21 protein-coding genes are annotated in these 22660 nt (G+C 62.1%); 5 read left to right on the forward strand and 16 right to left on the reverse strand.

The genetic code is table 11. From position 1 onward, the window contains the following. From J1M87_RS20560 to J1M87_RS20570, 3 genes are read right to left on the reverse strand one after another with little or no spacing between them, the layout of a single operon-like run. Positions 1-687, reverse strand: a complete 687-nt coding sequence (locus J1M87_RS20560; RefSeq protein WP_206491522.1) for a DUF2848 family protein — start codon at positions 685-687, stop codon at positions 1-3. Next, positions 684-1496, reverse strand: coding sequence for a carbon-nitrogen family hydrolase (locus tag J1M87_RS20565; RefSeq protein ID WP_206491523.1), 813 nt, complete (start codon positions 1494-1496; stop codon positions 684-686). The genes J1M87_RS20560 and J1M87_RS20565 overlap by 4 nt, the downstream gene beginning before the upstream one ends. A gap of 46 nt (positions 1497-1542) precedes the next feature. Continuing rightward, positions 1543-2928: an MFS transporter gene (locus J1M87_RS20570; RefSeq protein WP_206491524.1), complete on the reverse strand. Its 1386-nt coding sequence runs from the start codon at positions 2926-2928 to the stop codon at positions 1543-1545. Positions 2929-3459: 531 nt separating this feature from the next. Here J1M87_RS20570 and J1M87_RS20575 point away from each other — a divergent pair. Then, the gene (locus J1M87_RS20575; protein WP_206491525.1) at positions 3460-4101 is read left to right on the forward strand and encodes a GntR family transcriptional regulator; all 642 of its coding nucleotides are present in this window, start codon (positions 3460-3462) and stop codon (positions 4099-4101) included. Between the two features lie 139 nt (positions 4102-4240). Here the strand turns inward: J1M87_RS20575 and J1M87_RS29080 are convergent, their stop codons facing one another. Both J1M87_RS29080 and J1M87_RS20580 read right to left on the reverse strand, forming a co-directional pair. Beyond that, the gene (locus J1M87_RS29080) at positions 4241-4372 is read right to left on the reverse strand and encodes a hypothetical protein (protein WP_274611015.1); all 132 of its coding nucleotides are present in this window, start codon (positions 4370-4372) and stop codon (positions 4241-4243) included. A 575-nt stretch (positions 4373-4947) separates the two neighbouring features. After that, positions 4948-5343 (reverse strand): LuxR C-terminal-related transcriptional regulator, encoded by a 396-nt coding sequence (locus tag J1M87_RS20580; RefSeq protein ID WP_206491526.1) that lies wholly within the window; start codon positions 5341-5343, stop codon positions 4948-4950. 173 nt (positions 5344-5516) lie between these two features. Between J1M87_RS20580 and J1M87_RS20585 the strand changes: the two genes are divergently transcribed. From J1M87_RS20585 to J1M87_RS20595, 3 genes are all read left to right on the forward strand, one after another. Next, positions 5517-6773: a TetR/AcrR family transcriptional regulator gene (locus J1M87_RS20585; protein WP_206491527.1), complete on the forward strand. Its 1257-nt coding sequence runs from the start codon at positions 5517-5519 to the stop codon at positions 6771-6773. A gap of 46 nt (positions 6774-6819) precedes the next feature. Beyond that, positions 6820-8712, forward strand: coding sequence for an ATP-binding protein (locus J1M87_RS20590; protein ID WP_206491528.1), 1893 nt, complete (start codon positions 6820-6822; stop codon positions 8710-8712). A gap of 77 nt (positions 8713-8789) precedes the next feature. Beyond that, on the forward strand, positions 8790-10214 hold the full coding sequence (locus J1M87_RS20595) for a phenylacetate--CoA ligase family protein (RefSeq protein ID WP_206491530.1): 1425 nt from the start codon (positions 8790-8792) through the stop codon (positions 10212-10214). A 48-nt stretch (positions 10215-10262) separates the two neighbouring features. Here the strand turns inward: J1M87_RS20595 and J1M87_RS20600 are convergent, their stop codons facing one another. From J1M87_RS20600 to J1M87_RS20650, 11 genes are all read right to left on the reverse strand, one after another. Next, a complete protein-coding gene (locus tag J1M87_RS20600; protein WP_241257283.1) occupies positions 10263-10868 on the reverse strand; it encodes a cytochrome b/b6 domain-containing protein in 606 nt (201 codons plus the stop codon). Continuing rightward, on the reverse strand, positions 10852-11577 hold the full coding sequence (locus tag J1M87_RS20605; protein WP_206491532.1) for a molybdopterin-dependent oxidoreductase: 726 nt from the start codon (positions 11575-11577) through the stop codon (positions 10852-10854). The genes J1M87_RS20600 and J1M87_RS20605 overlap by 17 nt, the downstream gene beginning before the upstream one ends. Before the next feature lie 46 nt (positions 11578-11623). After that, positions 11624-12982, reverse strand: a complete 1359-nt coding sequence (locus J1M87_RS20610; RefSeq protein WP_241257284.1) for an aminotransferase class III-fold pyridoxal phosphate-dependent enzyme — start codon at positions 12980-12982, stop codon at positions 11624-11626. Between the two features lie 63 nt (positions 12983-13045). Beyond that, entirely contained in the window at positions 13046-14353 is a 1308-nt protein-coding gene (locus J1M87_RS20615; protein ID WP_206491537.1) for a M20 family metallo-hydrolase, read from the reverse strand. A 37-nt stretch (positions 14354-14390) separates the two neighbouring features. Then, positions 14391-15413, reverse strand: coding sequence for a TIGR03842 family LLM class F420-dependent oxidoreductase (locus J1M87_RS20620; protein ID WP_206491539.1), 1023 nt, complete (start codon positions 15411-15413; stop codon positions 14391-14393). A gap of 33 nt (positions 15414-15446) precedes the next feature. Continuing rightward, a complete protein-coding gene (gene hydA / locus J1M87_RS20625) occupies positions 15447-16868 on the reverse strand; it encodes a dihydropyrimidinase (protein ID WP_206491540.1) in 1422 nt (473 codons plus the stop codon). Continuing rightward, on the reverse strand, positions 16868-18178 hold the full coding sequence (locus J1M87_RS20630) for a uracil-xanthine permease family protein (RefSeq protein WP_206491541.1): 1311 nt from the start codon (positions 18176-18178) through the stop codon (positions 16868-16870). The genes hydA and J1M87_RS20630 overlap by 1 nt, the downstream gene beginning before the upstream one ends. 80 nt (positions 18179-18258) lie before the next feature. Then, positions 18259-18663: a VOC family protein gene (locus J1M87_RS20635; protein ID WP_206491542.1), complete on the reverse strand. Its 405-nt coding sequence runs from the start codon at positions 18661-18663 to the stop codon at positions 18259-18261. 20 nt (positions 18664-18683) lie between these two features. Next, a complete protein-coding gene (locus J1M87_RS20640) occupies positions 18684-18974 on the reverse strand; it encodes a 2Fe-2S iron-sulfur cluster binding domain-containing protein (RefSeq protein WP_206491543.1) in 291 nt (96 codons plus the stop codon). Further along, positions 18971-19963, reverse strand: coding sequence for an isopenicillin N synthase family oxygenase (locus tag J1M87_RS20645; RefSeq protein ID WP_206491544.1), 993 nt, complete (start codon positions 19961-19963; stop codon positions 18971-18973). The genes J1M87_RS20640 and J1M87_RS20645 overlap by 4 nt, the downstream gene beginning before the upstream one ends. A gap of 195 nt (positions 19964-20158) precedes the next feature. Beyond that, positions 20159-21145 carry an isopenicillin N synthase family oxygenase gene (locus J1M87_RS20650; RefSeq protein WP_206491546.1) on the reverse strand — a complete coding sequence of 329 codons (987 nt, stop codon included), beginning with the start codon at positions 21143-21145 and terminating at the stop codon, positions 20159-20161. A 51-nt stretch (positions 21146-21196) separates the two neighbouring features. On the opposite strand from J1M87_RS20650, the gene J1M87_RS20655 reads away from it, so the two are divergent. Then, complete coding sequence (locus J1M87_RS20655) at positions 21197-22654, forward strand: helix-turn-helix domain-containing protein (RefSeq protein ID WP_307830888.1); 1458 nt, start codon at positions 21197-21199, stop codon at positions 22652-22654. Positions 22655-22660: the final 6 nt, after the last annotated feature.

Consider the following 22660-nt stretch of genomic DNA (forward strand, 5'->3'; position numbering starts at 1 on the left):
TCAAACTTCTTTCGTCGTTGAGTAGGTGTGTCGCAGACTGCGACCGTCCGGCAAGGTCAATTCGAGTTCCCACCTTTCGCCTGCAACGAAGTTGCCGTCGATGAGCGGGATGGTTCCAGCGAAGATGATGAACTCTGTGCCGTCGTCGAACTCGTCGTCACGTCCGCTCAGGATCGCGAGCAGGGCATCGGGTCGCCGGAGTCCCGACAGGCTCCCTGATTGGTATAGTTCCCCGTCCACCCAGCTACGCGCGGTGCAACCGTCCCAGTCGAACGTTGCCCAGTCGTCGACTTCGAGGATATCGAATCCGACCGGCTTCGGGCAGACTTGCTTGGATTGCCCAATGTCCACGGTCTCCAGAGTGCGGTCGGTATGGTCCGATCCGATACCGAGATAATTTTTACCAGCGAATCGTATGAGTACAGGTTCGATCTCGCCTGACGTGTTGTCACCCGCGACCGATAACTTGTCCGAGGTCGTGACGGCGGTGACGGGCATCGGGTAAAACATCGGGACCTGTGGGGGAGGGGCGACACCGATCGCAGCGAGTTCGTCGATGTGGTGCTGCACCTGCTTTTCGTCGCGACCTGTGTAGCCAGCGACGATGGAGCGGTAGCCGGTCAATGCGATGGGACACTCGCCGCCTAATGGGTGTAATGCGAGAGGTTCTGTGGTCATGGTTGTCATAGCTGTGCTGCCTTTCTTTTGTTCAAACTGCTGTAGTCGTCCAATCGGTCGGCCAAGACCGGGAACTCAGCGCGGGTACGGCCGACGAGTGCGGGATCGATCTCTGCGTACGTGATTCCTTCGTCGGTGCCCGCTTCGGCAACGACAGTGCCCCACGGGTCCACGATTCGGCTGTACCCAGCGAGCTCGACTCCGCCGTGGGTTCCTACTGCGTTGCAAGCGATTACGAAAACTTGATTGTCCACCGCTCGTGCGGCAGTTAGCAGTTGCCAGTGTTCGCGTCGTGCAGCTGGCCAGGCCGCAGGCACGATCACGATTTCGCTTCCTGCGGCGACGAGCTCGGTCCACAGTCCGGGAAACCTCAGGTCATAGCACGTGGTTGCAGAGACGACACCGAATCCTGTTGCAGTGCTGTAGATCTGATCCCCTGGCGTCAGCAGCTTCGATTCGAGAGATTGGTATCCGAACACATGAACTTTGCTGTAGTGATGCGCGATCTGCCCAGATGCATCCAACATGATGGACGTATTCTTCAGCGCCCCGTCGTTACGCTGAACGATGCTTCCGATGTGGATGAAGCATCTGCGCTCGGCGGCCAGAGCGGCGAATCTTTGCACTGTCGCGGCGTGGAGGGACTCGGCTTCTGTTTCGTAGAGGTCAAAATGGTTGAAACCGACCCGCCAAAGCTCGGGGAGGACGATGAGATCGACGCTGTGTTCGATGCCGGCCACAATGGCGTACACACGTTCGCGGCGTTGAGTCGGTGTCTCGTCATCGGGGCTGGCTACTTGAACGAGTGCGATCTTCATCGGCGTCTTCTTTCTTCTCGGCGGGCCGGATCACGTGCTGGATCAGTCAGTGCGAGTCCGCAATCGGCGATCTGGCCGCGGACTCCGCAGGTCGTCCTACGGTGGCCATGTCGACGGACCGGGTCTCTTTCGCGATCAGCGACGCTCCCAGCGAAAGTGCACCCATGACAGCAAGGTAGGCACTGATCGCGTATCCAGTTCCGAACCAGGTGTAGAGCGCAATAGCCAAGATCGGTGCAATCGATCCAGCTAGAACCGATGCGAGGTTGTAAGCCAGCGACACAGCCGAGTAGCGGACCTCGGTGGGGAACAGTTCGGAGAAGAATGCGCCGATTACTGCGCTGTAAGCACCGAAAATCAACAAACCGACCGCTACTGCCAAAATGATGGCTCCCGGACTCTTGGTGTCCAACAGCGCGAAGAACCCGAACGCCCACACGATCGTTGCGAGCGATGCACCGATGTAGATGGGTCGCCGACCTATGCGGTCGGAGAGCACCGCGAATGCCGGAATCGCGATGAGGGCCACCACCATGCCGATCATGACCGCATTGAGCCCCACGCTGCGTGGCAATTCGAGGATCTGAGTGATGTAGGTGATTACGAACAACGAGAAGATGTAGAAGCCTGCATTTTCACCGAATCGAGTCACCGCAGCAAGCACAATCAGTCGCCAGTGCCCGCGCACAGCGTCCGCGAGCGGTGTGCGCGCGAGGGCGGGTTCGTTCGTAGCCGTGGCCGCAGCTCTGACCTCTTGGGCCTTGACGAACATTGGGGATTCTGTGACGAACAACCGCAGGAGTAGTCCGATGACGACGAGCAGCGCCGATAGAGCGAATGCGATACGCCATCCGAAGCTCAGGAAGTCCTCTTCCGAGAGGGTGACGCTGAGAACCGCCATGACACCGGCAGCCATCAGATTGCCCAGTGGGGGTCCGAGATTCGGCCATGCTGCCCAGAAGGCGCGCCGCTCGGAACCTCCGTGTTCGGAGACGAGGAGGACGGCGCCTCCCCATTCTCCACCGAGTGCGAAGCCCTGCACCAATCTGAGAAGAACCAGGATGATCGGTGCTGCGACACCGATGCTTGCGTAACCGGGTAGGAATGCGATCAGGAACGTAGAGACACCCATCAGCATCAGGCTGGCGATCAACGTCGAGCGGCGTCCCTTGACGTCGCCAAGGTGACCCAGAACGGCTGCCCCGAGAGGCCTGGCGATGAATCCGACCGCGTAGGTGGCAAAGGCGAGCATTGTTCCAACGAGCGGGTCTTCAGCAGGGAAGAACAGCTTGTTGAACACTAGCGCCGCGGCGGTGCCATAAAGGAAGAAGTCGTACCACTCCACTGCGGTGCCGGCCAGGCTCGATGCTGCAACTACCGGAAGGCTGGTACGGGAGGCTCGTTTGTTAGGTTTTTCGGTGGCGGTTGCCATGTTCGACTCCAGTCGGATCGTCCCTAGTTGACGGCCCGCGGACCGGGTTCTACGTGGGTGTAGAGCCTTTATCTAGTGCGCGGGATGGTGATGCCAGGTTCGGCGGCTGCACCAACAGCTGCCGAACCTCTTTCGTCCGGATCGGGTACCGACCTCACTTGGAGTAGGTCGCCCTTCCGTCATACTAGTTGTATACGAGGTGTCCACGAGAGTGCAACGGTTATATGGGGATCTTTTTGTCGCCGAGAGCCCGTAGACGACGCCGACACCCGGGTCCGCTGTATGACGTCACCGCAGGTGACGGCGGGCGTCGACCTAGTTGAACAACAAGATTCGATGCAGCCGAGTGCCGTAGGAGCTTTACGCGGAATTTACGTGGGTCAGCGATGTAGCGGTGAGCCGGCGAGAGCCACCGCGGCTCCGCACCTCCGACGCTGATCGATCGGCAGCCGTCATCGAGTACTAAGACATCGCCGAGGCCAGTTGCGTTGGTTAGTAGCGTCCGACTGGGAGCTGGGGTATACATTTGGTATGCAGCGCGAGTCGGGTAGGAACAAAGCTTACAAGTATGTGCGCGACCAAATTCTCACTTCGCCGGCGTCGAGCGGTACTTTCCTCAACGAGCAGGAGTTGGCGACCCTGATCGGAGTCTCTCGGACACCCGTCCGCGAAGCCCTGCTGATGCTGCAAGCAGAGGGCCTGGTGGAAATGGTTCCGCAGCGCGGAGCCCACGTTCCGCCGATGTCGGGGCGTCAGATCACCGAACTCATGGAACTTCGGGGGGTTCTGGAGCGCCACGCCGCATCCGCCGCGATCTCGTCCGGCGATGCACCCGTTGCCGCAATGCGCAAAGCCTTGGCCGAGCAGATGACGCTTTCCTGTGCATCAGGACCAGAGGCGGCCAAGAGCTTCATCGACCTAGACGGCAAATTTCATCAGATTTTGATCGATTCGGCTAAGAACGAACTACTCTCGCACACCTATTCGGGTTTACGGGCACGTCAACTGCGCGTAGGGCTCACCGCATTGTTCGCTGCCGAAGACAGGCAGCGCAACGTATGTGCGGAACACGAAAGTATCGTTGTGGCTTTGGAATCGGGAGACCAACGGTTCGCCCACCGGGCAATCGAACAGCACCTCGAGGTGACGTTGCAGATCCTCTTGCGCGCCTAGGTGCAGTGCTCACAAGTCCGCAGTGCTTTTTAAGGTCGAGTCGTCTCGAGCGGAGGTCCAACTCGTTCGCGAACCGAAGATAGTGCTTCAACTTTGTCGAAGCCGACACAGTTGTTCGCCCCGTAGCAAGCCGCAGCTTTCAGACCGTCATTCGGTCGATCAAGGTAGCTACGTTCGGGCCGGCGCGGTGCTCAGTGTTCGTCCCGTCGAGTAGGCCGGTGTCGATGTCGGCAACGTGGGTGGCGACGGCGCGCGCGTCGACGGTGACCATGGCGACCTCCGGGTCTGCCGGTGCGCCCCACAGAAGTCGTTGACTCCGATGATCGCCGGGTCCGCATTCCGCAAGCCCGACACGGCCGCTGCGGCGTCGCCGACATTTGGAATGACAGCGGTTGTCACGGGCTCGCGCAATCCGCGCGCGGCGCGCGCTCGCCACAGGCCCTCAAGACGTCAACGGCTCGGTCAGACAGGCGTTCGCAACCCGGCTCGGCGTGTGCTAAACCGGGTGCGACCGGCGTCGACCAGCTGCTGGACTTGAACGCTGGCAATCTGGTCCTCCAACTCGACTCGCATCCATCGAGCAAGCTCAGGCGGCTCGGTGGTGAGATATGACGGTCTGAGTCCCGTTGTGGGGCTTGGTGTCGGGATGCCATACCACTACCGCGGCCGGGGTGATCGTTTTCCACTCGTCCGTCAACAGGACCAGCCGCTTGGAGCCCGCGGCCATTCGCAGATACCCACGAGTTCGAATCCGACCCTCGTCAACATGTCATGACACTGAGGAAACTGTCGCAAGCGCACCGTTCCCGAATCTCCCTCGACACAACCCACAATCAACCCCGCCGATCAGAGGTCGTCGAGTCTCACGATTCCGTCTTGCAGTGCCCTCGCGACCAGTGCCGCCTTTGTCGGCGCTGCTCGACCGACGCGGGAGTACTTGTCCCGGATTCTGGTGAGGTGGGTGTTGACGGTGCCCAACGCGATGTGGAGACGGGCCCCGACTTCGACTTTGGAGTCGCAGTCCAACCAGACTTTCATGACTGCGATCTCACGCTCGGTCAGTCCGGGTGAGGCGTACACCGGCACCGGTCGCGGTCGTGGGCTCTTGTCCTGCGCAGGCCGTGGTCCGAGTGGGCTGCGCGCGGTTGCGGGTGCCGACACTCGCCTTTGCGTGTGGGGTCGATGACCGATCAACACCATGTTGGCCTCCTCCACGTAGTCGGCCATATGGCCGTTCAGCATCTGACCACGATCTTCGAATCTCCTGCAACACAAAGTAATTCGAGTTCGTTATCGATTATCGTGGACGAACTACACGGTGATGTAGTTCGAACTACATTTCCGCAGGAAGAACGGCACCTTGCTATAGTTGCCTGTCCACACAGGCGCTCTGAAGTCCGATAAGGCGGTGTACGTTGAACTCCAGGCCGGTTCCGCGTGAACAGTTTCTGCAGGCCGGGCATCGACTACTCGGCGAAGTGGACATGACCGATCTCGCTCGATCCCTGTCAATATCGGCAGTGGTCGACAGTGCCGGACTGTCACAACAGACCTTCCACAACACCTACCCCGGCAACTCTCGTGGCGGCGGTTCCGGTGGCAAGGAAGCGTTCGTGGAAGACCTCCTCGACAACCTCACCGTGAACTACGGCGGAATCGCAACCACCGGCCCACCTGCGGGGGTTCGGGATGCCGCCGAACCGGTAGCCGCATTGTTCGAGGACCTCACCTCGGGACTGATGCGACGCCGGATCACCGCGATCCTGCTGGCCTCCGATCACCAGGGAGCCCGTAAGTCCGTCACACCCGAATTCGAGCGGCTCGATGCCGATTTGCGGGCAATGGTCGGTCAGGCAATCCAGGCTCAGGGCGGTTCCGTGCGTCAACCGATGTCGCTGACATCCCTGACGACCGTTCTCGGAGCCATGCTCGACGGTTTGGCACTGCGCCAGATGCTCACCCCCGGTTCGATCACCGCAAGCGAAATAGCCCAACTGAGCACAACGATCCTTCAGTGCGCGATCGATCCGGTGCACTCGGACCGCGCGGCCACCGAACCACTGCCCGATGAAGCAGCCGACAGTTCCGCATTTCTACGCCCCGACCTCGAGGCCGACGTCATTGCCGCCACCGAAGCCCTGTTCGTCGACCACGGGTATTTTCTCGTCACTCTCGCCGACATCGCAGCGGGCGCACGGCTGCGCGTGGACGACCTTCGACGGCTGTTTCCGAGCAAGGTGGACATCATCGTTGCCGCACTCAAGCCAGAATTCGAGCGCGTTCTTCGGTTGCGCCGCGCCGACGAGCGACTCGGCGTCGAGCCGGCAATCGCGCTGCGACGCACACTGATCGCAGTGGGCGAGTTCGTCATCGACAACCGAGCGATGAGCTCGGGAATGCTGCTGGCGCTGAGCTTCGAGCAGTTCCAACAGCCCAACACCGTGACCACCGTTCTCGAGCACCTCTACCTTCCGTCCTCTGTTCAGCCGATCCTCGAACGTGGACGCGAAGCAGGATTGTTCAGCGACGATGCGCCGGCACTCGATGTGGCAATCATGCTGACCAACAACGTCCTGTTCCGTTGCCTGACGCGACCGAAGGAATCCGCCGTCGAGGTCGTCGACGGTGTGCTGCGAGTGCTGATGCCCGGTGTGACGACACGGGCGCGGTGAGCACCCCGCACCACCGCGTTCAGGTCCGCTGCGTGGCGAGGTGAGTGTGACCGAGAAGAGTTCGATGCCGTGGGACCGGCTGGCCCGGCAGTCCCGACAACTACTGGGCGATATCGAAGTCGGCTCCGGCGACGACGGCTCCTGGTATGTCTGTCGCGACATCGAACTCGCCCTGCTTCGACGCACGATCGTGGGCTCCGAACCACAGATCATCGTCGGCGAGGCCGGGCACGGAAAGTCGACCCTGCTGTGGTCGCTGCACCGCTCGCTACGCGAGCAAGGACTGCACCCGCTGCTGGTCTCGGCCACCTGGCTTCAGCCCGGTGACGACGGACTCCGCACCGCCAGAGCCGACGACATCATCGCGGCCGTCACCTCCAGACCAGGATCGATTCTCCTGCTCGACACCGTAGACCTTTTGTTGCACAGCCGATCTGCACGCCAGGACATCATCGATCTGATCACCGTCCTCGCACGAATACCGGTGCCCGTTGTCCTGACGACCAGACCGCTCGAGGGCCACAGCCTTCCGGCACACCTCGGCCGCAAGATCTCGCTCGGACCGTTCTCGCCCGACTCCGAACTACCGACCGCGATACAAGCGCTCACCGTCGAATTCATCGCCGGCGACTCGGTGAAGCCCTCCAGTCCGGTATCGGCGATTCAATCTGCCCGGGCGCGTGGCGCTCTCGTCGACGACGTCTGCACCAGCCCCCTGCTGCTGCGCCTGCTGTTCTCGTTGTCGGCACCACACTTCCCGCAACTCGAACTCGACGTGACCGGCCTCTACAACCTGTTCTGGTCACGCCGTATCGTGAGCGATCACCGCTCCGGGCCCGACGTTCCGGCCGAGGATTCCGACGATCTGTCCTCCACCGCCGGATTCCTGGCGATCGCCATGCTCGCATTGGGAACCCCCGAACCACCCGTCGACGTCCTCGTTCGACGCGCCGCCCAAGTCGCCGCATCGGCGGATCACCCCTACGACGACATCGTCCTCCGTCGGCACGTACGCGCTCTGACCAGGCGCGGCGTGCTGACCACAACGGACAACCGAGCCCGGTTCCTGCATCAGACGTTCTTCGAGTTCGCCGCCGCCAAGGGACTCGCCAACCGGGGTGCCGAAAACGAGCTGCCCAGATTGATCGCTCGCGTGGCACAGACACCCGATGATCTGTTCGTCGGCGCCGTGGTCGAACAAACCCTGATCATCCTGGGAGCCGACGTGCTGGCTCGACCCGCCGTCCGAGCCAGTTGTCACACCCTCATCCGGACGGGCCTTCCGTACCCCATCTCGATTGCCATGACCGTCTGGGCACATCATCCAGCGATACTCGAGCTCACCGCCGACATGATCGCCCCCGTCTCCGACCGTCGGCTGCGCCGCTTCCTGCAGACCCTGCCCTCGCTGGACTCGCGGCGATTCGCCGAGCAGGCGAAAGAATTCGGTCACCAGCTCCACATCGTGCCCCGGGTGCTCGGGACCGACACATTTCACGAAATCCTCTCTCCCCACGACAGTTCCACACATTCACCCGATGCTCACACACCGACCGAGCTCACCACGTACCAACAACGCCTCGTCCGCGCTCTACACCGAGCCGAGGAACGGCGCAGAGACCTCGAACGCGCGACCGACCAGGCCTATCGCGCGATCAGACGCACCGCCGACAGCAGAGACGACGACCACCTGGGCCGAACCCTGTTCAACATTTCCAGGTCAGCGTTCTATCGATTGAAAGCCGGTTCGAGTTGGAGTGCACCGGGACGCAAGCTCTGCACCGACATCGACGCCCACGCCGAAACACTGGGTGAGCGCTACGCCCTCACACCGTTGTACGACGCGTACATGGCCGCGATTCAGGAGGCGGACGATGCCCGCCATGCCAGGGCCGGACATTCGCAGCCGCAGGTCAACGATGTTCATCGTCAGTTCTGAATTTCTCGAACAGTCGAACATCACCGCCGCGCGATCGGATCACACCGTCCCCCACTGTGATTCCGGAAGGCCAGGCCATGAACCAGGCAGATCTGCACGACCCGACAACCACCGCTCTACGACTCGTCCAGTCCATCGCCCTCTCGGTTCCCGCCTATCGCCGATTTCTCGACCGACACGGAATCGAGATCGACACGATCGCCGCGATGACCGACCTCGGTCAGCTACCGACCACCTCGAAGGAGACCTACCGGCGGCCGAATGCCCTCGCCGATCTGCACGCCGGTCGGCCGGAGGACGTCGAGACCATCGCCAGTAGCGCCGGTTCCTCGGGAGCTCCCACGTTCTGGTCGCGCGGGCAGCGCAGCACCGACCACGGAGCGGCGATGTTCGGACAGGTGCTGCGTGAATGTGCGGACACCGAGCGCACAGCCACCCTCGCCCTCGTCACCTTCCCACTCGGGCCGTACATCGGAGGCGCATTCATGTATGCCATGCTGCTCGAACTCCGCAAACGTGGTCACCGGCTGTCGATCGCAACTCCCGGTATGGATCCCGACGTCATCGCCCAGGTCATCTCCGAGGCCGCCGACGGATATCAGCAGATCGTGATCTTCGCGTATCCGCCGATCGCCCGCGACCTGCTCGACACCCACGGCGACCTGCTTCGACGGCACCGCGTCATCGTCATCGTCGGCGGTGAACCCGTCAGCGAAGCGTGGCGCACCCTCGTCCACGGCATGCTCGGCGACCGAGACGGGGACCGGGTCCGCGTGGTGTACGGGGCAACAGACGTCGGTTTCGTCGGCTACGAGACAGCCGCCACCGTCGCGATACGCTCAGCGGCAGAACATGATTCGACGTTGAACCGCGCCGTGTTCGGCATCGAACACAACGACGGTGACGTTGTGCAACAGCCCGCCTTCGTGCAGTACCATCCGGAATTCACCTACATCGAAGTCGATTCCGACGGCTATCTCTTGTTCACCGTCGGTGGAGTTCTGCCGCTCGTACGCTACCGAGTCAACGACAGAGGAGACACGCTGCTGGGCAGCGCCGTCCGGCACCGACTCCTCGACGCCGGCTATCCCGGCCTCGCCGCCGATATCGACCCGAATGCCCACTACCTGTTCGTGTTCGGCAGAACCGACGTCGCCGCGATCTACAGTGCCGTCAACATCTACCCCGACTACTTCCGCCCGGCCGTCGAACACATCTCCTTGGCAACGCGATTGACCGGACGGTTCATCGCCCGCTGTGAGACCGACAGTGAGCAACGCCAAACCCTGACGCTCGACGTCGAGCTTCGTCCCGGGCAACAGCCCGACCCCGAGACGGCCGAACAGGTCCGGCAACTCTCCGTCGCAAGCCTGCGCCAACTGAGCGCGGAATACCGCATCGTGCACGATCAGAAAGGTCCGGATGCAGAACCCGTCGTGCGGCTGAAGCCTTTTCGCTCGGAGGGATTCGTCACCGGGGGCAAACAGAAATCGATCGACTAGCGTGCGGAGCCGCGAATCAGGAACGGCGAGAATCCGGAACGGCGCGAATCAGGGACGCTCGTCCAACCATTCCGGATGCTCGCGCCGGGCCCATTCTCGCGTGACGACGCCCTCCGTCATTCCGCGCATCGCCTCGGTGTCCTTCCACGCGTAGGTGATGTGCCCGATGACCAGCAGACCGAATCCCAGTGCGAACCAGTCGTGGACGAACGTCGCGCCGATACGCCAGTTCAGCGGACTCCAGTTCTGGAAATACATCACTGCGCCGGTGAGCAGTAACACCAGAATCGAGCCACCGCTGAGCGCGGCGTTGAGCTTCTGTCCGGCGTTGAACTTACCGACGCCGATCGCTCCGATGCGTCGAGCCTTGGAACGCAACCACTTCCAGTCGTCGGCGACAAACCGGTTGAGGCGCTCCAGATCCAGTCGATACCCCTTCGACACTGCGCCGAGGACGAGCGGAATCGGCAGCAGAAATCCGGACCACACGTGCACGAACTCGACGACCGGACGATTGCCGACGAGTACCGCAAGCGGGCCGATGTAGAGGATTGCGGCGGTGACCATGCAGACGATCACCAACAGCCCCACGGCCCAGTGCACGTACCGTTCGACGCGGCCGAAGCGATGGGCGTCCTCAGCTGGTCGGGTCATCGTTGCGTCCGTTCGATTCGCCGACGTACGCATCGATGTCGTAGCCACGATTCTCCCAATAGCCCGGCACCACATGGTCGGTGAGCTCGATTCCGCCGAGCCACTTGATGCTCTTGTAGCCGTACATCGAGGCCACGAACAGCCGAACCGGCCCACCGTGATCATGTGTCACCGGGGCGTCGAGCATGGTCAGCGCGATGATCACGTCATCGCTGCGGGCTTGGTCGAGCGTCAGACTCTCGGTGTACGTACCGTCGAACGAGGTGAATCGAACCGCCGTGGCCGACGCGGTGGGTTCGACGGCATCGAGAACCTCCGCCAAACGCACTCCGCTCCAGGGCACTTCGGGAACACGCCAACCGGTGACGCACTGGAAGTCACGCACGAGAGACGTCTGCGGCATCGCGCGCAGATCCTGCAGGCTGAAGGTCCGAGCCGCATCGACGGACCCACTGACCGCCAACGCATAGGAGTTCTCGTCTTTCCGCGGCGCACCCTGCGTCACCGAGTAGAACCGAAAGTTGTTCCCTACGGGAATCAGCCCGATCAACCCGGTCGGATCATGGTTTCCGATCGGGCCGAGTACCGACGCGAGGCCCTTCTGGATCGCGCCCCCACCGACGATCCCTGCGGCACCGGCAACCACCAGGCCGAGCACGACGCGGCGACCCACGGGTCTGCCTGGGATCTCTCGTTCGTCGATCGGCATCCCTCCACTGTCCACGCTCGACGCCGATCCGTCACTTGAACAGCGGTCAGCCGACTCCCATGTGCTTCGCCGCGTCCCGGAGCACATCTTCGAGACCTGCAACGATCTCGTCGAGCAGCCCAGCATCACTGATCAAGGGCGGTGCAATCTGCAACACGGCATCGCCGCGATCGTCGCAACGGGCAATGAGTCCCGCTTCACGCAGCCTGCCGGGCAGGAAGCCGCGCAGTAGGTCATCCCGCTCGGCCTGAACGAATCGCGTGTTGTCCTCGTCCTTGACGAGCTCCATGGCCCAGAAGAATCCGGCACCCCGGACGTCTCCGACGATAGGTAGATCGAGCAAGCGCACCAATCGCTCTCGAAGCGGTGCTTCGTGCGAACGGACGTTCTCGAGCACTCGATCCCGTTCGATGATCTCGATGCTCTTCAAGGCGATGGCAGCGCTGACCGGATGGCCTCCGAACGTGATTCCGTGCCGGTAGACACGTCGACCCTCCACCAACGGCTCGACTACCCGCGAGCGAGCGAGGACTGCGCCCATCGGCGCGTAGGCAGACGTCAAACCCTTGGCGACGCTGATGAGGTCAGGTGCCACCTGTTCGCGTGAGATGGCGAACCACTCACCGATTCGACCGAACCCGGTGATCACCTCGTCCGCCATGAGCAGAGCACCATATTTGTCGGCGAGCGCCCGTAGTCCGGCCCAGTAACCGGCCGGTGGGGTGAGGCATCCACCCGCGTTCTGCACCGGCTCGGCGATGATCAGCGCCACCTCGTCTGCGCCCGCGGCCACGATTGCCGCTTCCATCTCGGTGAGCAGTCGGCGGGTCGCTGCGGCCGGGTCGGCATCGGATGCTCGGAAGGCATTGGTGTTCGCTACGTGACTCACCTCGATGGGAGGGGTACCGAACCCGTCCTTGTATCCCGGCACTCCGGTGAACGACAACGCCCCCAACGTCACTCCGTGATAAGCAACCTTGCGGGCAATTGCCTTGGTGCGCTCCGGTTGTCCGATCGCGATGAAGTGCTCCCGGGCGAGCTTCCACGCCGATTCCACCGACTCGGATCCACCGCCGGTGAAGAACACTCGGTAGTCGTCCGCCGGAGCGAGTGCACTGATGCGCTCGGCCAGTTCGATGGCAGGTGGATGCGCGGTTCCCCAGTTGGTGTTGAATGCCAACGTTCGCAACTGACCCGAGGCAGCGTCGGCCATCTCGGCTCCGTAGGAATAGCCGAGCTGCGCGCAGAACAAACTCGACAGAGCGTCGATGTACCGACGACCCTGAGTGTCGAACACGTAGGGTCCTTCACCACGCTCGAGCACGAGGAGATCGTCGACCTCTTGCTTGGAGAAATGGAGGATCAGGCTCTCGCGTGCAGACCGTTGCAGTTGATCGTGAATCATGTTCTGGTACTCCATCTTCGATACTTCGGTAGTCGAACGGTCAGCAACGCGCCTGTCGAGAGGTCACGGATCGATTTCGCCTTCCACCATGCGGGCGAGTGTCTCGGTGAGAACGTCGACACCACTGATCAGGTCTTTGTCATGGGTGTACTCGTTCTCGGCATGAGAGACGCCATCGACGCTCGGTACGAACAGCATCACCGTCGGGACCACATCCTTCATGTTCGTCGAATCGTGTCCCGCGCGAGTGCGCACGTTCTGCCTGCTCAGTCCGAGATCATCGATCACCCGCCCTGCGAGTTCGACGCCCTCAGGGGTATAGGTGTGCCCCTTCCACCGATGCGCGAACTTCCGTTGAATCTCGACATCGGCCTTGAGTTCGATATCGGCGAAGGCCTTGCTCAGAGCCGCGTCGGCCTCGTCGAGCAGATCGTCCGAGGGGGAGCGCAGGTCGAGATGCATGTGGACCTCACGAGCAACCACCACCGGCGAGTTCGGATACACCGTCAATTGACCGCACGAGGTATGCAGTTCGTCCCCGTATTCATCGGCGAGATCACGCAGGGCCACCACCGCGAGCGAAGCACCGTACAGCGCGTCCTGACGATCGGCGATAGCGGTGGCACCGGTATGCGCTTGCGAGCCCACCACCGAGATCTCGTACTTGTTTGCACCCCAGGTGGAATCGACGACACCCATGACCACACCGGCCTTGTCGAGTTCACGACCCTGCTCGATGTGGATCTCGGCGTACGATGCCACCCCCAGTCCACCCGAAAGATGATGATCACCGACGGTGAACACATCCGATGTCCCCAGCATGTCCAGCTCCAGCAGTGCCTGTTCGACAGTGATGCCCTCGGAATCCGTTGTTGCGCGGGCGCTGTCGAGTTCGATCTTTCCTGTGAACACCCCCGACCCCTGCATCGACGGCTTGAACCGCGAACCTTCCTCGTTGAACCAATTGACCACCGCCAGGTTGTACCGAGCGGTCGACGGGTGACGCAGGTAGTGATCGCGCAACCGGTCCATCGCGTGTGCGGCAGCGAGAACACCGTAGGCACCGTCGTACCGGCCACCCCGAGGCTGCGAGTCGAGGTGGGACCCGGCCAACACATAAGGCGCTCCCGGCACGAGCTCGTAGAGCCCGAACATGTTGCCGATTCTGTCGTACGCGACGGTGAAGCCGCGCTCGACGAGCCAGCCGGCGAGCCATCGACGATTCTCCCCATCGGCCAGGGTGGCGGCTTGGCGTTCGACTCCTCCGGCCGGCGTGGCACCGAACGTGGACATGGTGACGAAGTCACTGATCAGATCGTGATCGGCTGCGGCATCGGCCGGTACGCGGATTCGGTCGGTATTGGTTGTCATGTGAAGACCTCGGGTCGGAGGAACGGAAGCGGGACTTTCAGTCGACTCGCGCAGCAACCAACGGCTGCATCGCGGGAATGACGGTTTCGCCATATGCCTCGAGCGTGGCATCTTTACCGTCGTGCTGTAGGTAAACGCCGAACTGGTCGACTCCGAGAGACCGCAGTTCTTCGAGCCGTTCGACGTGTTGGCTCGGCGGACCCAGAATGCAGAACCGGTCGATGATCTCGTCGGGAACGAACTCGGTATGAGAGTTGCCCGCCCTGCCGTGTTCGTTGTAGTCGTAACCCTGCCGTCCGGCGATGTAGTCGGTCAAAGCCTGGGGGACCCCGGAGCCGTCGGTTCCGTATCGACCCACGAGGTCGGCCACGTGATTGCCGACCATGCCGCCGAACCATCGACACTGTTCGCGCTGATGCGCGATATCGTCGCCGACGTACGCCGGTGCCGCCACCACGATTTTGACCGATGCCGGATCCCGCCCGGCGTCGGAGGCTGCGCTGCGAACCCGATCGATGGTCCACTTCGCTATTGCCGGGTCCGCCAACTGCAGGATGAATCCATCGGCGTACTTGCCGGTCAGCTCCAACGCTTTCGGACCGTACCCGGCCACGTACACATCCAGCGTCGACTTCGACGCCCACGGAAAACGCACCGAGGTGCCGTTGACCGTGGCGCTCCGTCCGCTTCCGAGTTCGCGAATGACCTCGACGCTGTCTTTCAGAATGGCCAGCGTCGACGGTTTCCCCGACACGACGCGAACGGCAGAGTCTCCGCGCCCTATTCCACACACCGTCCGGTTTCCGAACATGGCGTTGAGCGTTGCAAACGTCGACGCAGTGACGGTCGCATCGCGCGTCAAGGGATTGGTCACCATCGGACCGACCACCACATTCCTCGTCGCAGCGAGGATCTGCGAGTAGATCACGTAGGGCTCCTGCCAGAGCACGTGCGAGTCGAAGGTCCAGACGTGAGAGAACCCGCGGTTCTCCGCGGCGACTGCCAGATCGACAACGCGCGACGCGGGTGGGTTGCATTGCAGCACCAGGCCGAATTCCATGTGGGTAGCACACCAATCTCTTCGAAGTAGCGGTCAGATCAAGTTCTGCGAGAGACCGCGTTTGACGAACCGGCCGTGTCTCTTGACGCCGAGATACTCACCGCGCGAGGCGATGACGGCTCCTCTGCTCAGCACCGTGTCGACGGCACCGTCGATCTCGTAGCCTTCCCAGGCCGAATAGTCCATGTTCATGTTGTGGGTTCTGCCCACACCGATACTCGTGTGTCCGCGCGGATCGTAGATGACGACGTCAGCGTCGGCACCCGGAGCGATGATGCCCTTGCGTGGGTACATTCCGAACATGCGTGCCGGTGTCGTCGAACAGACCTCCACCCACCTCTCGAGGGTGATTCGTCCATCCGCGACGCCCTGATACATCAAGTCCATACGGTGCTCGACGCCGCCTATTCCATTGGGAATCTTCGAGAAATCATCGAGGCCGAGTTCCTTTTGACCTTTCATGCAGAACGGGCAGTGGTCGGTGGCAACTCCTGCGACATCACCGGTCCGAATGAATTTCCACAGCTCGTCCTGGTGCCCTTCGGCCCGCGAACGCAGCGGTGTCGAACACACCCACTTGGCACCCTCGAAGCCCGGGGCTCCCAGCTGTTCCTCGAGCGAGAGATACAGGTACTGCGGGCAGGTCTCGCCGAACACGTTCTGGCCGCGCCCGCGTGCCCACGCTATCTGCTCGAGCGCCTGCTTCGCCGAAACGTGGACGACATACAGCGGTGCCCCGGTGACCTCCGCCAGCATGATCGCTCGGTGGGTCGCTTCTTCCTCGAGCTGCCACGGTCGTGAAGCGCCGTGAAAGTAGGGCGAGGTCTCACCACGTGCGATGTGCTGCTTGACGAGTTCGTCGATGGCGATCCCGTTCTCGGCGTGCATCATCATCAACGCGCCGGTTCGAGACGCCTCCTGCATCGCGCGCAAGATCTGTCCGTCGGTCGAGTAGTAGACGCCCGGATAGGCCATGAACAGCTTGAAGGACGAGACCCCCTCCGATATCAGTTCACCCATCGCAGAGAGGGCATCGTCGTCGACGTCACCGATGATCTGATGGAACCCGTAGTCGACCGCACAATTGCCCGAGGCCTTCTCGTGCCACGCGGCCATCGTGTCCTGAAGTCGCTGACCGGGAGTTTGAACGGCGAAGTCGACGATCGTCGTCGTACCCCCGAGTGCAGCTGCGCGCGTGCCGGTCTCGAAAGAGTCGGAGGCCGTCGTTCCGCCGAAAGGCATCTCCATATGTGTGTGCGCATCGACACCGCCGGGAACCACGTACTTTCCGGTGGCGTCGACCACACGGTCGACGCCGGCCGCGAGATCGACCCCGAAGGTCGCCGCCCCCGGCGACAGCAGTGCCACGATCTTCTCGCCGTCGATCAGGACATCGATGAGTTGTCGCCCGGTCGGGGACACGACGGTGCCCCCACTGATCAGCGTGGTCGTCATCAGGTCGCCAGCTTCCCGGTCGGCTCGTGCACCGGACCGGTGAGGTCTGCAGGCAGCCGCTCGTCGACCACGACTGTGCCTCGCCACGTGCCCACCAGCCGCATCACGTGATAGATCACGACTGCAGATACAGCACCCAGGGCGATGCCACCGAAGCTCAAACTCCCTACGTTCCAGGAGAAGTCGGCGATGCCGATGACGAGCGCAACCGCAGCGGTGAACTGATTGATCGGCTTGGAGAAGTCGACCTTGTTGGTGACCCAGATGTGAACGCCGAGAATTCCGACCAATCCGTACAGCGCAATGGTCACACCGCCCAGAACTCCCGGCGGGATCGATGCGATGACCGCACCCACCTTGGGCGATAGTCCGAGCAAGATCGCGGCCCCACCGGCAACCCAGTATGCGGCAGTGGAATACACCTTTGTCGCGGCCATGACACCGATGTTCTCGGCATATGTGGTGGTCGCCGACCCACCCCCGCTGCCGGCCAGTACGGTCGCGAGACCATCAGCGGCCAAAGCTTTTCCGATGCGGCGATCGTTGTTGATGCCCGTCATGGTGCTGATCGACTTCACGTGCCCGATGTTCTCTACGACGAGTACCAACACAACGGGAATGAACATCGGCAGAACCGATAGATGGAACGTCGGAGTAGTGAACTCGGGCATTCCGATCCAGCTGGCCGCGCCGATCGAGCTGGTGTCGACCTCGCCGCGAGCCAACGCGACGAAGTAACCGATGACCACGCTCAGGAAAATAGCGAGTCGGCCGATCAGACCACGGAACAACACCAGCGACATCAGCAGCAGCACGAGAACGATGAATGCGGTCACCGCACCTTGCTCGAAGTTGACCTTGGCGGTCGGTGCCAGATTGAAGCCGACCAGCGCGACTATCGCACCGGTGACCACCGGCGGCATGAGCGATTCGATCCACCCGACCCCGGTGAAATTGACTACTACTCCGATGATCAGCAGCAGCAGTCCGACTGTGACGATGCCGCCAAGAGCGCCGCCCATTCCGTACGAGGTCGAGGCGGCAATCGTCGGGGCGATGACGGCGAAACTCGATCCCAAGTAACTCGGAAGTCGGTTTCGGGTGATCAGGAGGAACAATATGGTCCCGATACCCGAGAACAGCAAGGTCGTCGCCGGTGGGAATCCGGTCAGTACCGGGACGAGAAATGTGGCTCCGAACATGGCGACGACATGTTGCAGGCCGATCCCCACCGTTCGCGGCCAACTCAGCCTTTCGTACGGTGCCACCACGGCGTAACCAGTCTTCAACTGCCAATCGAAAATCGACACGTGTTTTTCCTTTCGGTTCCCGCGAGTAGTGGAGCAACGCTGCGGTTGTGGGGTCGACGCGACTGCGAGATCAGGAAGGATCAGTGAGCTTGCAGAAGCAGGTGATTGATGCGGAAGGCGTTGCCCTCGGGGTCGAGAAGGACCGACTGCCAGGCCCCGTAATAAGTGCGTGCCGGTGGCGTCAGACAGGTGCCGCCCGCAGCGACGGCGATCGCGGTCAGCGAATCGACCTGGGCGTCGCTGTCGGCTTCGAATGTCAGGAAAGAACGGACGCCGGGACCGAGATGCTCGGGAGCCTCGAGATTGAGCATGCCGTACGCCGTGTGGGCGCTGAATCCGAGGATGGTGTCACCGACCCGCATTCCGCGAAAGTGCTCGGAACGTAATTCGGTCACCTCATCGAACCCGAAGACCCGACGATAGAAATGGCTGAGCGATTCGATGTCGCCGGCGAACACGCTGGCGAAGGACAGACCTACTGACATGAGTACACCGATCCTCGATCCTAGAGATCGATGACGAGACGACGAGTGAGAGAACGACTGACACAGAGAATGATTCGCTTCCCCGCTGCTTTGGCACGGTCGGACAACACCGTGTCCCGATGATCGGGTACGCCGGCGAGAACCGTCACCACACAGGCACCGCATTCGCCCTTCGCACAGTCGAACTCGGCGTCGGGAACCCGCTCCATCACCACCTCCAGAGCCGAACGGTCGGCCGGCACGGTCACCACCGAACCCGTTCGACGCAACTCGATCTCGAAGGACGCTGCGTTGTTCTCAGGCACCGTCATGTCGTGAGCGCAATGGTTTTGGCGAACTTCGATGTCAAATGATCACCGGAGCTGATCGGTGCGTACTTCGGCTCGCTGCCCTCGTCGACGCAAGTGGGCAAGCATTCGATCATGGCGTCGTAATTGGGCTGATGGAAGAACACGAGCGACATGCGCTGGGTATCGCCCTTCACATCGGAACGGGGCGTGCGCACCCGGTGCCGCGTCGAAGTCCATCGGTCGTTCGTCCACTGCGCCATCAGATCTCCGATGTTGACCACCAGGGCACCCTGCACCACCGGAACCGGCACCCAATCGCCGTCCTTGGTGAACACCTCGAGCCCGCCGGGTGCCTCCTCCTGACGAACGATGGTCAGGCTGCCGTAGTCGGTGTGTGAGCCTGCGCGCATCTGCCCGGGCTGCGGCGCGTCCGTCAGATGTGGATAGTTGATAGCACGCAGCATGCTGATGTCTCTGTCGATGGCGTCGTCGAAGTAGTTCGGGTTCAGCCCCAGACCACGAGCGAAGGCGCTCATGATCTTTCGCGACAAGTCGTTCATCGCACGGTAGTAAGTGGTCCAGGCTTGTTCCATCGTTGCCGGATCCGTCGGCCATTGGTTCGGCAGAAAGTGCGGCCCGGCCACCTCTGCGGAGAAGTACGGATCGGCAGCGTCGAAGTCGACCGGACCGACATCGAACTTCTCGTGCAGGTCACGCGGCTGATGAACATCCTCGCTGTACGAGAACGCCTGCTCGCCGAGCGACGAGTAACCGCGGACGGTGTCCGGACTCGGCTGCAAGACCCTGCGCTTGACGGATTCGGGCTGAGCGAAGAACGCCTTCGACGTTCGGTACATCGCGTCGATGACATCGGTTGACACGCCGTGATTCTCGATCTGGAAGAACCCGATCTCGCGACAAGCGCGGTCGAGCTCGGCGGCGACGGCGGACTTGGCCTCGTCGTCATCGCCGTGCAAAGCCGAAATATCGATGATGGGCACCACAGACATCGTGTTCATCTCCTTGTTCGTCGTCTGTGCCAAGTCTGTGTGCGCCGTCGACGGTCGACAAGGGCCCGGTCGTCCAGCAGATCCACGCGACCGCTGTCATGTCACGTGAACAGAAACATCTGCGTAACACGGCATTACGCAACCGACTTCGACGGTGCTCTGGTGTTAACAGCCGGAGGGAGTCGACACCCGAGCTCACCTTCGGGGGCGGCGGCCGAATGTCGTCTGGCGCAAGTATTTGTCCGTGAGATGCCGACCGGCGATGAGCGCGTCGTTGGACTGCTGCTCGCCGCCCAGCAACGGAGACACCGCGACGTCAGCGTTGGGATGTTGGTAGAAGCTGAACTCGAGGCGCGAACTGTCGAGAGCCAGCGATCGGTGGGGATTGACAGTCCGGTTCAGGGTCGCCGGCCAGTGGTCGTCGGTCCACTCCGCAAGTAGATCGCCGACCAACACGACGAGCGTCGCCGGGGTGGTCATCACTTCGTGCCATTCGCCGTGCCGCCCCAATATCTCCAGGCCACCCGGGGTCGACTCACCGGAGGTCACCGTGAACGCGCCGTAGTCGGTATGGATACCCGCCCGCGACTGATGCGGCATCGGCGGCTCCGGCTGCGCTGGATAGTAGAGCGCACGCAGCATGCTCAGTTCGGTGTCGAAGTCACCGACGAAGTGATCGGCAGACAGACCGAACAGCTCCGCGGTAAGCGACATCAATGCGTCCCCGATCCGCTGCATGTGCCGGTAGTACTGCTCCCACACGGGCCTGAACCCGGTGGGAAGCGTCGGCCACAGATTCGGGTAGGCCATCGACCCGGCACCCGCTTCGCCCAGCACAGGCGCGTCGACCGGACCGATGTCCATCTTCTCTTTCAAGTCGCCGTGAGATTCCTCCCCCAACGAGTACGACATCCCCTCCGACCCCAGCCCCCCCAGCCCTGACCACCCCCGCACCTGTTCCGGGGCCGGCTGAGCCACGGCGGATTTGGTGCTGTCGGGCAGCAGAAAGAACTGTCTCGACACCGAGTACAACTCCGTCAGCAACGCGGTCGGTATGCCGTGGCCGACAAGGTACGCGTGTCCTCTACGCGCACAAGCGGTGTCGAGAAGCTCGATCTGGCGTGCCCGAGCACGGGAGCCGAGAGAAATCTCGGAGAGATCGACCGGCGGGATGGATAACACCCGACTACTGTGCCTGACAGACGGGTCTCCCGCGCGCGGAGGAGGATTGTTGTGACCAGCCCGGGCTCCACGGTCGCAGATCTTGCGCTCGCGACCGGACTCCAGATCGCCACAGCCCCGACCACCTGGGACGCCGTTGTGACGTCGGTGATCGACGCCGACCGAGCCGAGGAGATGCTCTCCCTCGACGGTGCCTTGGTCCTCGCATCCTGGCAACCGACCCGCCCCAATGGACCGCTGCCCGACCTACCGTCGTTGCTCGAACCACTGATCAGGAAGCACCCGGCGGGGATAGTCGTCACTCCGTCCCGTCAGGTCAACGCTCCGAGACAAGCGGTGTCACGCGCAGAGCAAGCGCGCGTCTGTCTGATCTGGAATACCGACCACGCGGTCGCCACCGATCTGGTCGGCACCCTCGCACGGCTGGTGGCGAAAACGCAGACACCACCTGCACAATCACCTGCCCGATCCGCGGTGCTCGACGTTCTGCACAGAGCAGATGACCTCGACGAGATGCTGCAAGCGATGGGTCAGGCCCTGCGAGCGACAGTGCGACTGAGCGAGTCCCACTCCTCAGCGGCGACCGAGCACGCCGAGGAGTTTGCCCTGTCCGGAATCACCGGAACACTGCCCGCACTGGAGATCACCCGCGCTGACCCCTTGCGAGCGGACGAGGCGGCAATGGTCGAGGGCCTGCTCGCCGTCATCCGGCTGCACAAGAAGCTGCGGGATTCACACGTCGACGACCACGCACTGGAGAGTGCCCGCAACCTCAAGAACATTCTGAGCGAGGACCTGACCCAGCGAGAGGCCAGCCTGCGGAGGAGTCGGCGGCTGTCCCTGTTTCCCAGGCACCCTGTGGTGTTCCTGGTACTCGAACCGTTCGGCGTATCGGTCGATATCAGCGGGCTGCACGACCTCTGCACCGCTCTGGCACCGGTTGCATCGAGATTCGATCCGGCCGCAATCACGATCGTCAACGAAGGAGCTCTCGTCGTGGTGATCACGTCCTCGACGGATCTCGATACCCTCGCGCGGTCCCTGTATCGAGGGGTGCAGGTACCTCTCGCGGTAGGTGTGAGCGATCCGGTGGACGATCCACGTAGCTATCCGGAGGCGTTTCGGCAGGCCGCACGCGCGGTAGCCGTGGGGCGCCGAGTCGGCGCGATCAACCGAGTGACGCGGTATCGCGATCTGGGAGTACTCGGTCTGCTGTACCAGCTGCCCGAGCATGCTCGGCGCAACTTCGTCAACGAGACACTAGGTTCGGTTGCGGACGAGACCCCCGATGGCCTCGACCAGCGACGCATTCTCCAGGTCCTACGGTCGACGGACTGCAACATTGCAGAATCGGCCCGCGAACTGTTCGTTCATCCCAACACCCTACGCAGCCGAATAGCGAAAATCGAAACGGTCACCGGCAAGTTCATGAACGAGCCCGACCGCAGACTCACCATTTTCACCGCATTGTCGATGTTCTCTCTCGACAGCAACGTCGAAGGCGACTGACACATC

Origin of the sequence: Rhodococcus sp. KRD162, assembly GCF_017168335.1 — a bacterium.
Taxonomy (GTDB): domain Bacteria; phylum Actinomycetota; class Actinomycetes; order Mycobacteriales; family Mycobacteriaceae; genus Rhodococcoides.

Excerpts from the sequence above, each read along its gene's own strand:
- J1M87_RS20560 (WP_206491522.1), bottom strand. The coding sequence starts at position 687 with ATGACAACCATGACCACAGAACCTCTCGCATTACACCCATTAGGCGGC.
- J1M87_RS20565 (WP_206491523.1), bottom strand. The coding sequence starts at position 1,496 with ATGAAGATCGCACTCGTTCAAGTAGCCAGCCCCGATGACGAGACACCG.
- J1M87_RS20570 (WP_206491524.1), bottom strand. The coding sequence starts at position 2,928 with ATGGCAACCGCCACCGAAAAACCTAACAAACGAGCCTCCCGTACCAGC.
- J1M87_RS20575 (WP_206491525.1), top strand. The coding sequence starts at position 3,460 with ATGCAGCGCGAGTCGGGTAGGAACAAAGCTTACAAGTATGTGCGCGAC.
- J1M87_RS29080 (WP_274611015.1), bottom strand. The coding sequence starts at position 4,372 with ATGGTCACCGTCGACGCGCGCGCCGTCGCCACCCACGTTGCCGACATC.
- J1M87_RS20580 (WP_206491526.1), bottom strand. The coding sequence starts at position 5,343 with ATGCTGAACGGCCATATGGCCGACTACGTGGAGGAGGCCAACATGGTG.
- J1M87_RS20595 (WP_206491530.1), top strand. The coding sequence starts at position 8,790 with ATGAACCAGGCAGATCTGCACGACCCGACAACCACCGCTCTACGACTC.
- J1M87_RS20600 (WP_241257283.1), bottom strand. The coding sequence starts at position 10,868 with ATGACCCGACCAGCTGAGGACGCCCATCGCTTCGGCCGCGTCGAACGG.
- J1M87_RS20605 (WP_206491532.1), bottom strand. The coding sequence starts at position 11,577 with ATGCCGATCGACGAACGAGAGATCCCAGGCAGACCCGTGGGTCGCCGC.
- J1M87_RS20610 (WP_241257284.1), bottom strand. The coding sequence starts at position 12,982 with ATGATTCACGATCAACTGCAACGGTCTGCACGCGAGAGCCTGATCCTC.
- J1M87_RS20615 (WP_206491537.1), bottom strand. The coding sequence starts at position 14,353 with ATGACAACCAATACCGACCGAATCCGCGTACCGGCCGATGCCGCAGCC.
- J1M87_RS20620 (WP_206491539.1), bottom strand. The coding sequence starts at position 15,413 with ATGGAATTCGGCCTGGTGCTGCAATGCAACCCACCCGCGTCGCGCGTT.
- hydA (WP_206491540.1), bottom strand. The coding sequence starts at position 16,868 with ATGACGACCACGCTGATCAGTGGGGGCACCGTCGTGTCCCCGACCGGG.
- J1M87_RS20635 (WP_206491542.1), bottom strand. The coding sequence starts at position 18,663 with ATGTCAGTAGGTCTGTCCTTCGCCAGCGTGTTCGCCGGCGACATCGAA.
- J1M87_RS20640 (WP_206491543.1), bottom strand. The coding sequence starts at position 18,974 with ATGACGGTGCCTGAGAACAACGCAGCGTCCTTCGAGATCGAGTTGCGT.
- J1M87_RS20645 (WP_206491544.1), bottom strand. The coding sequence starts at position 19,963 with ATGTCTGTGGTGCCCATCATCGATATTTCGGCTTTGCACGGCGATGAC.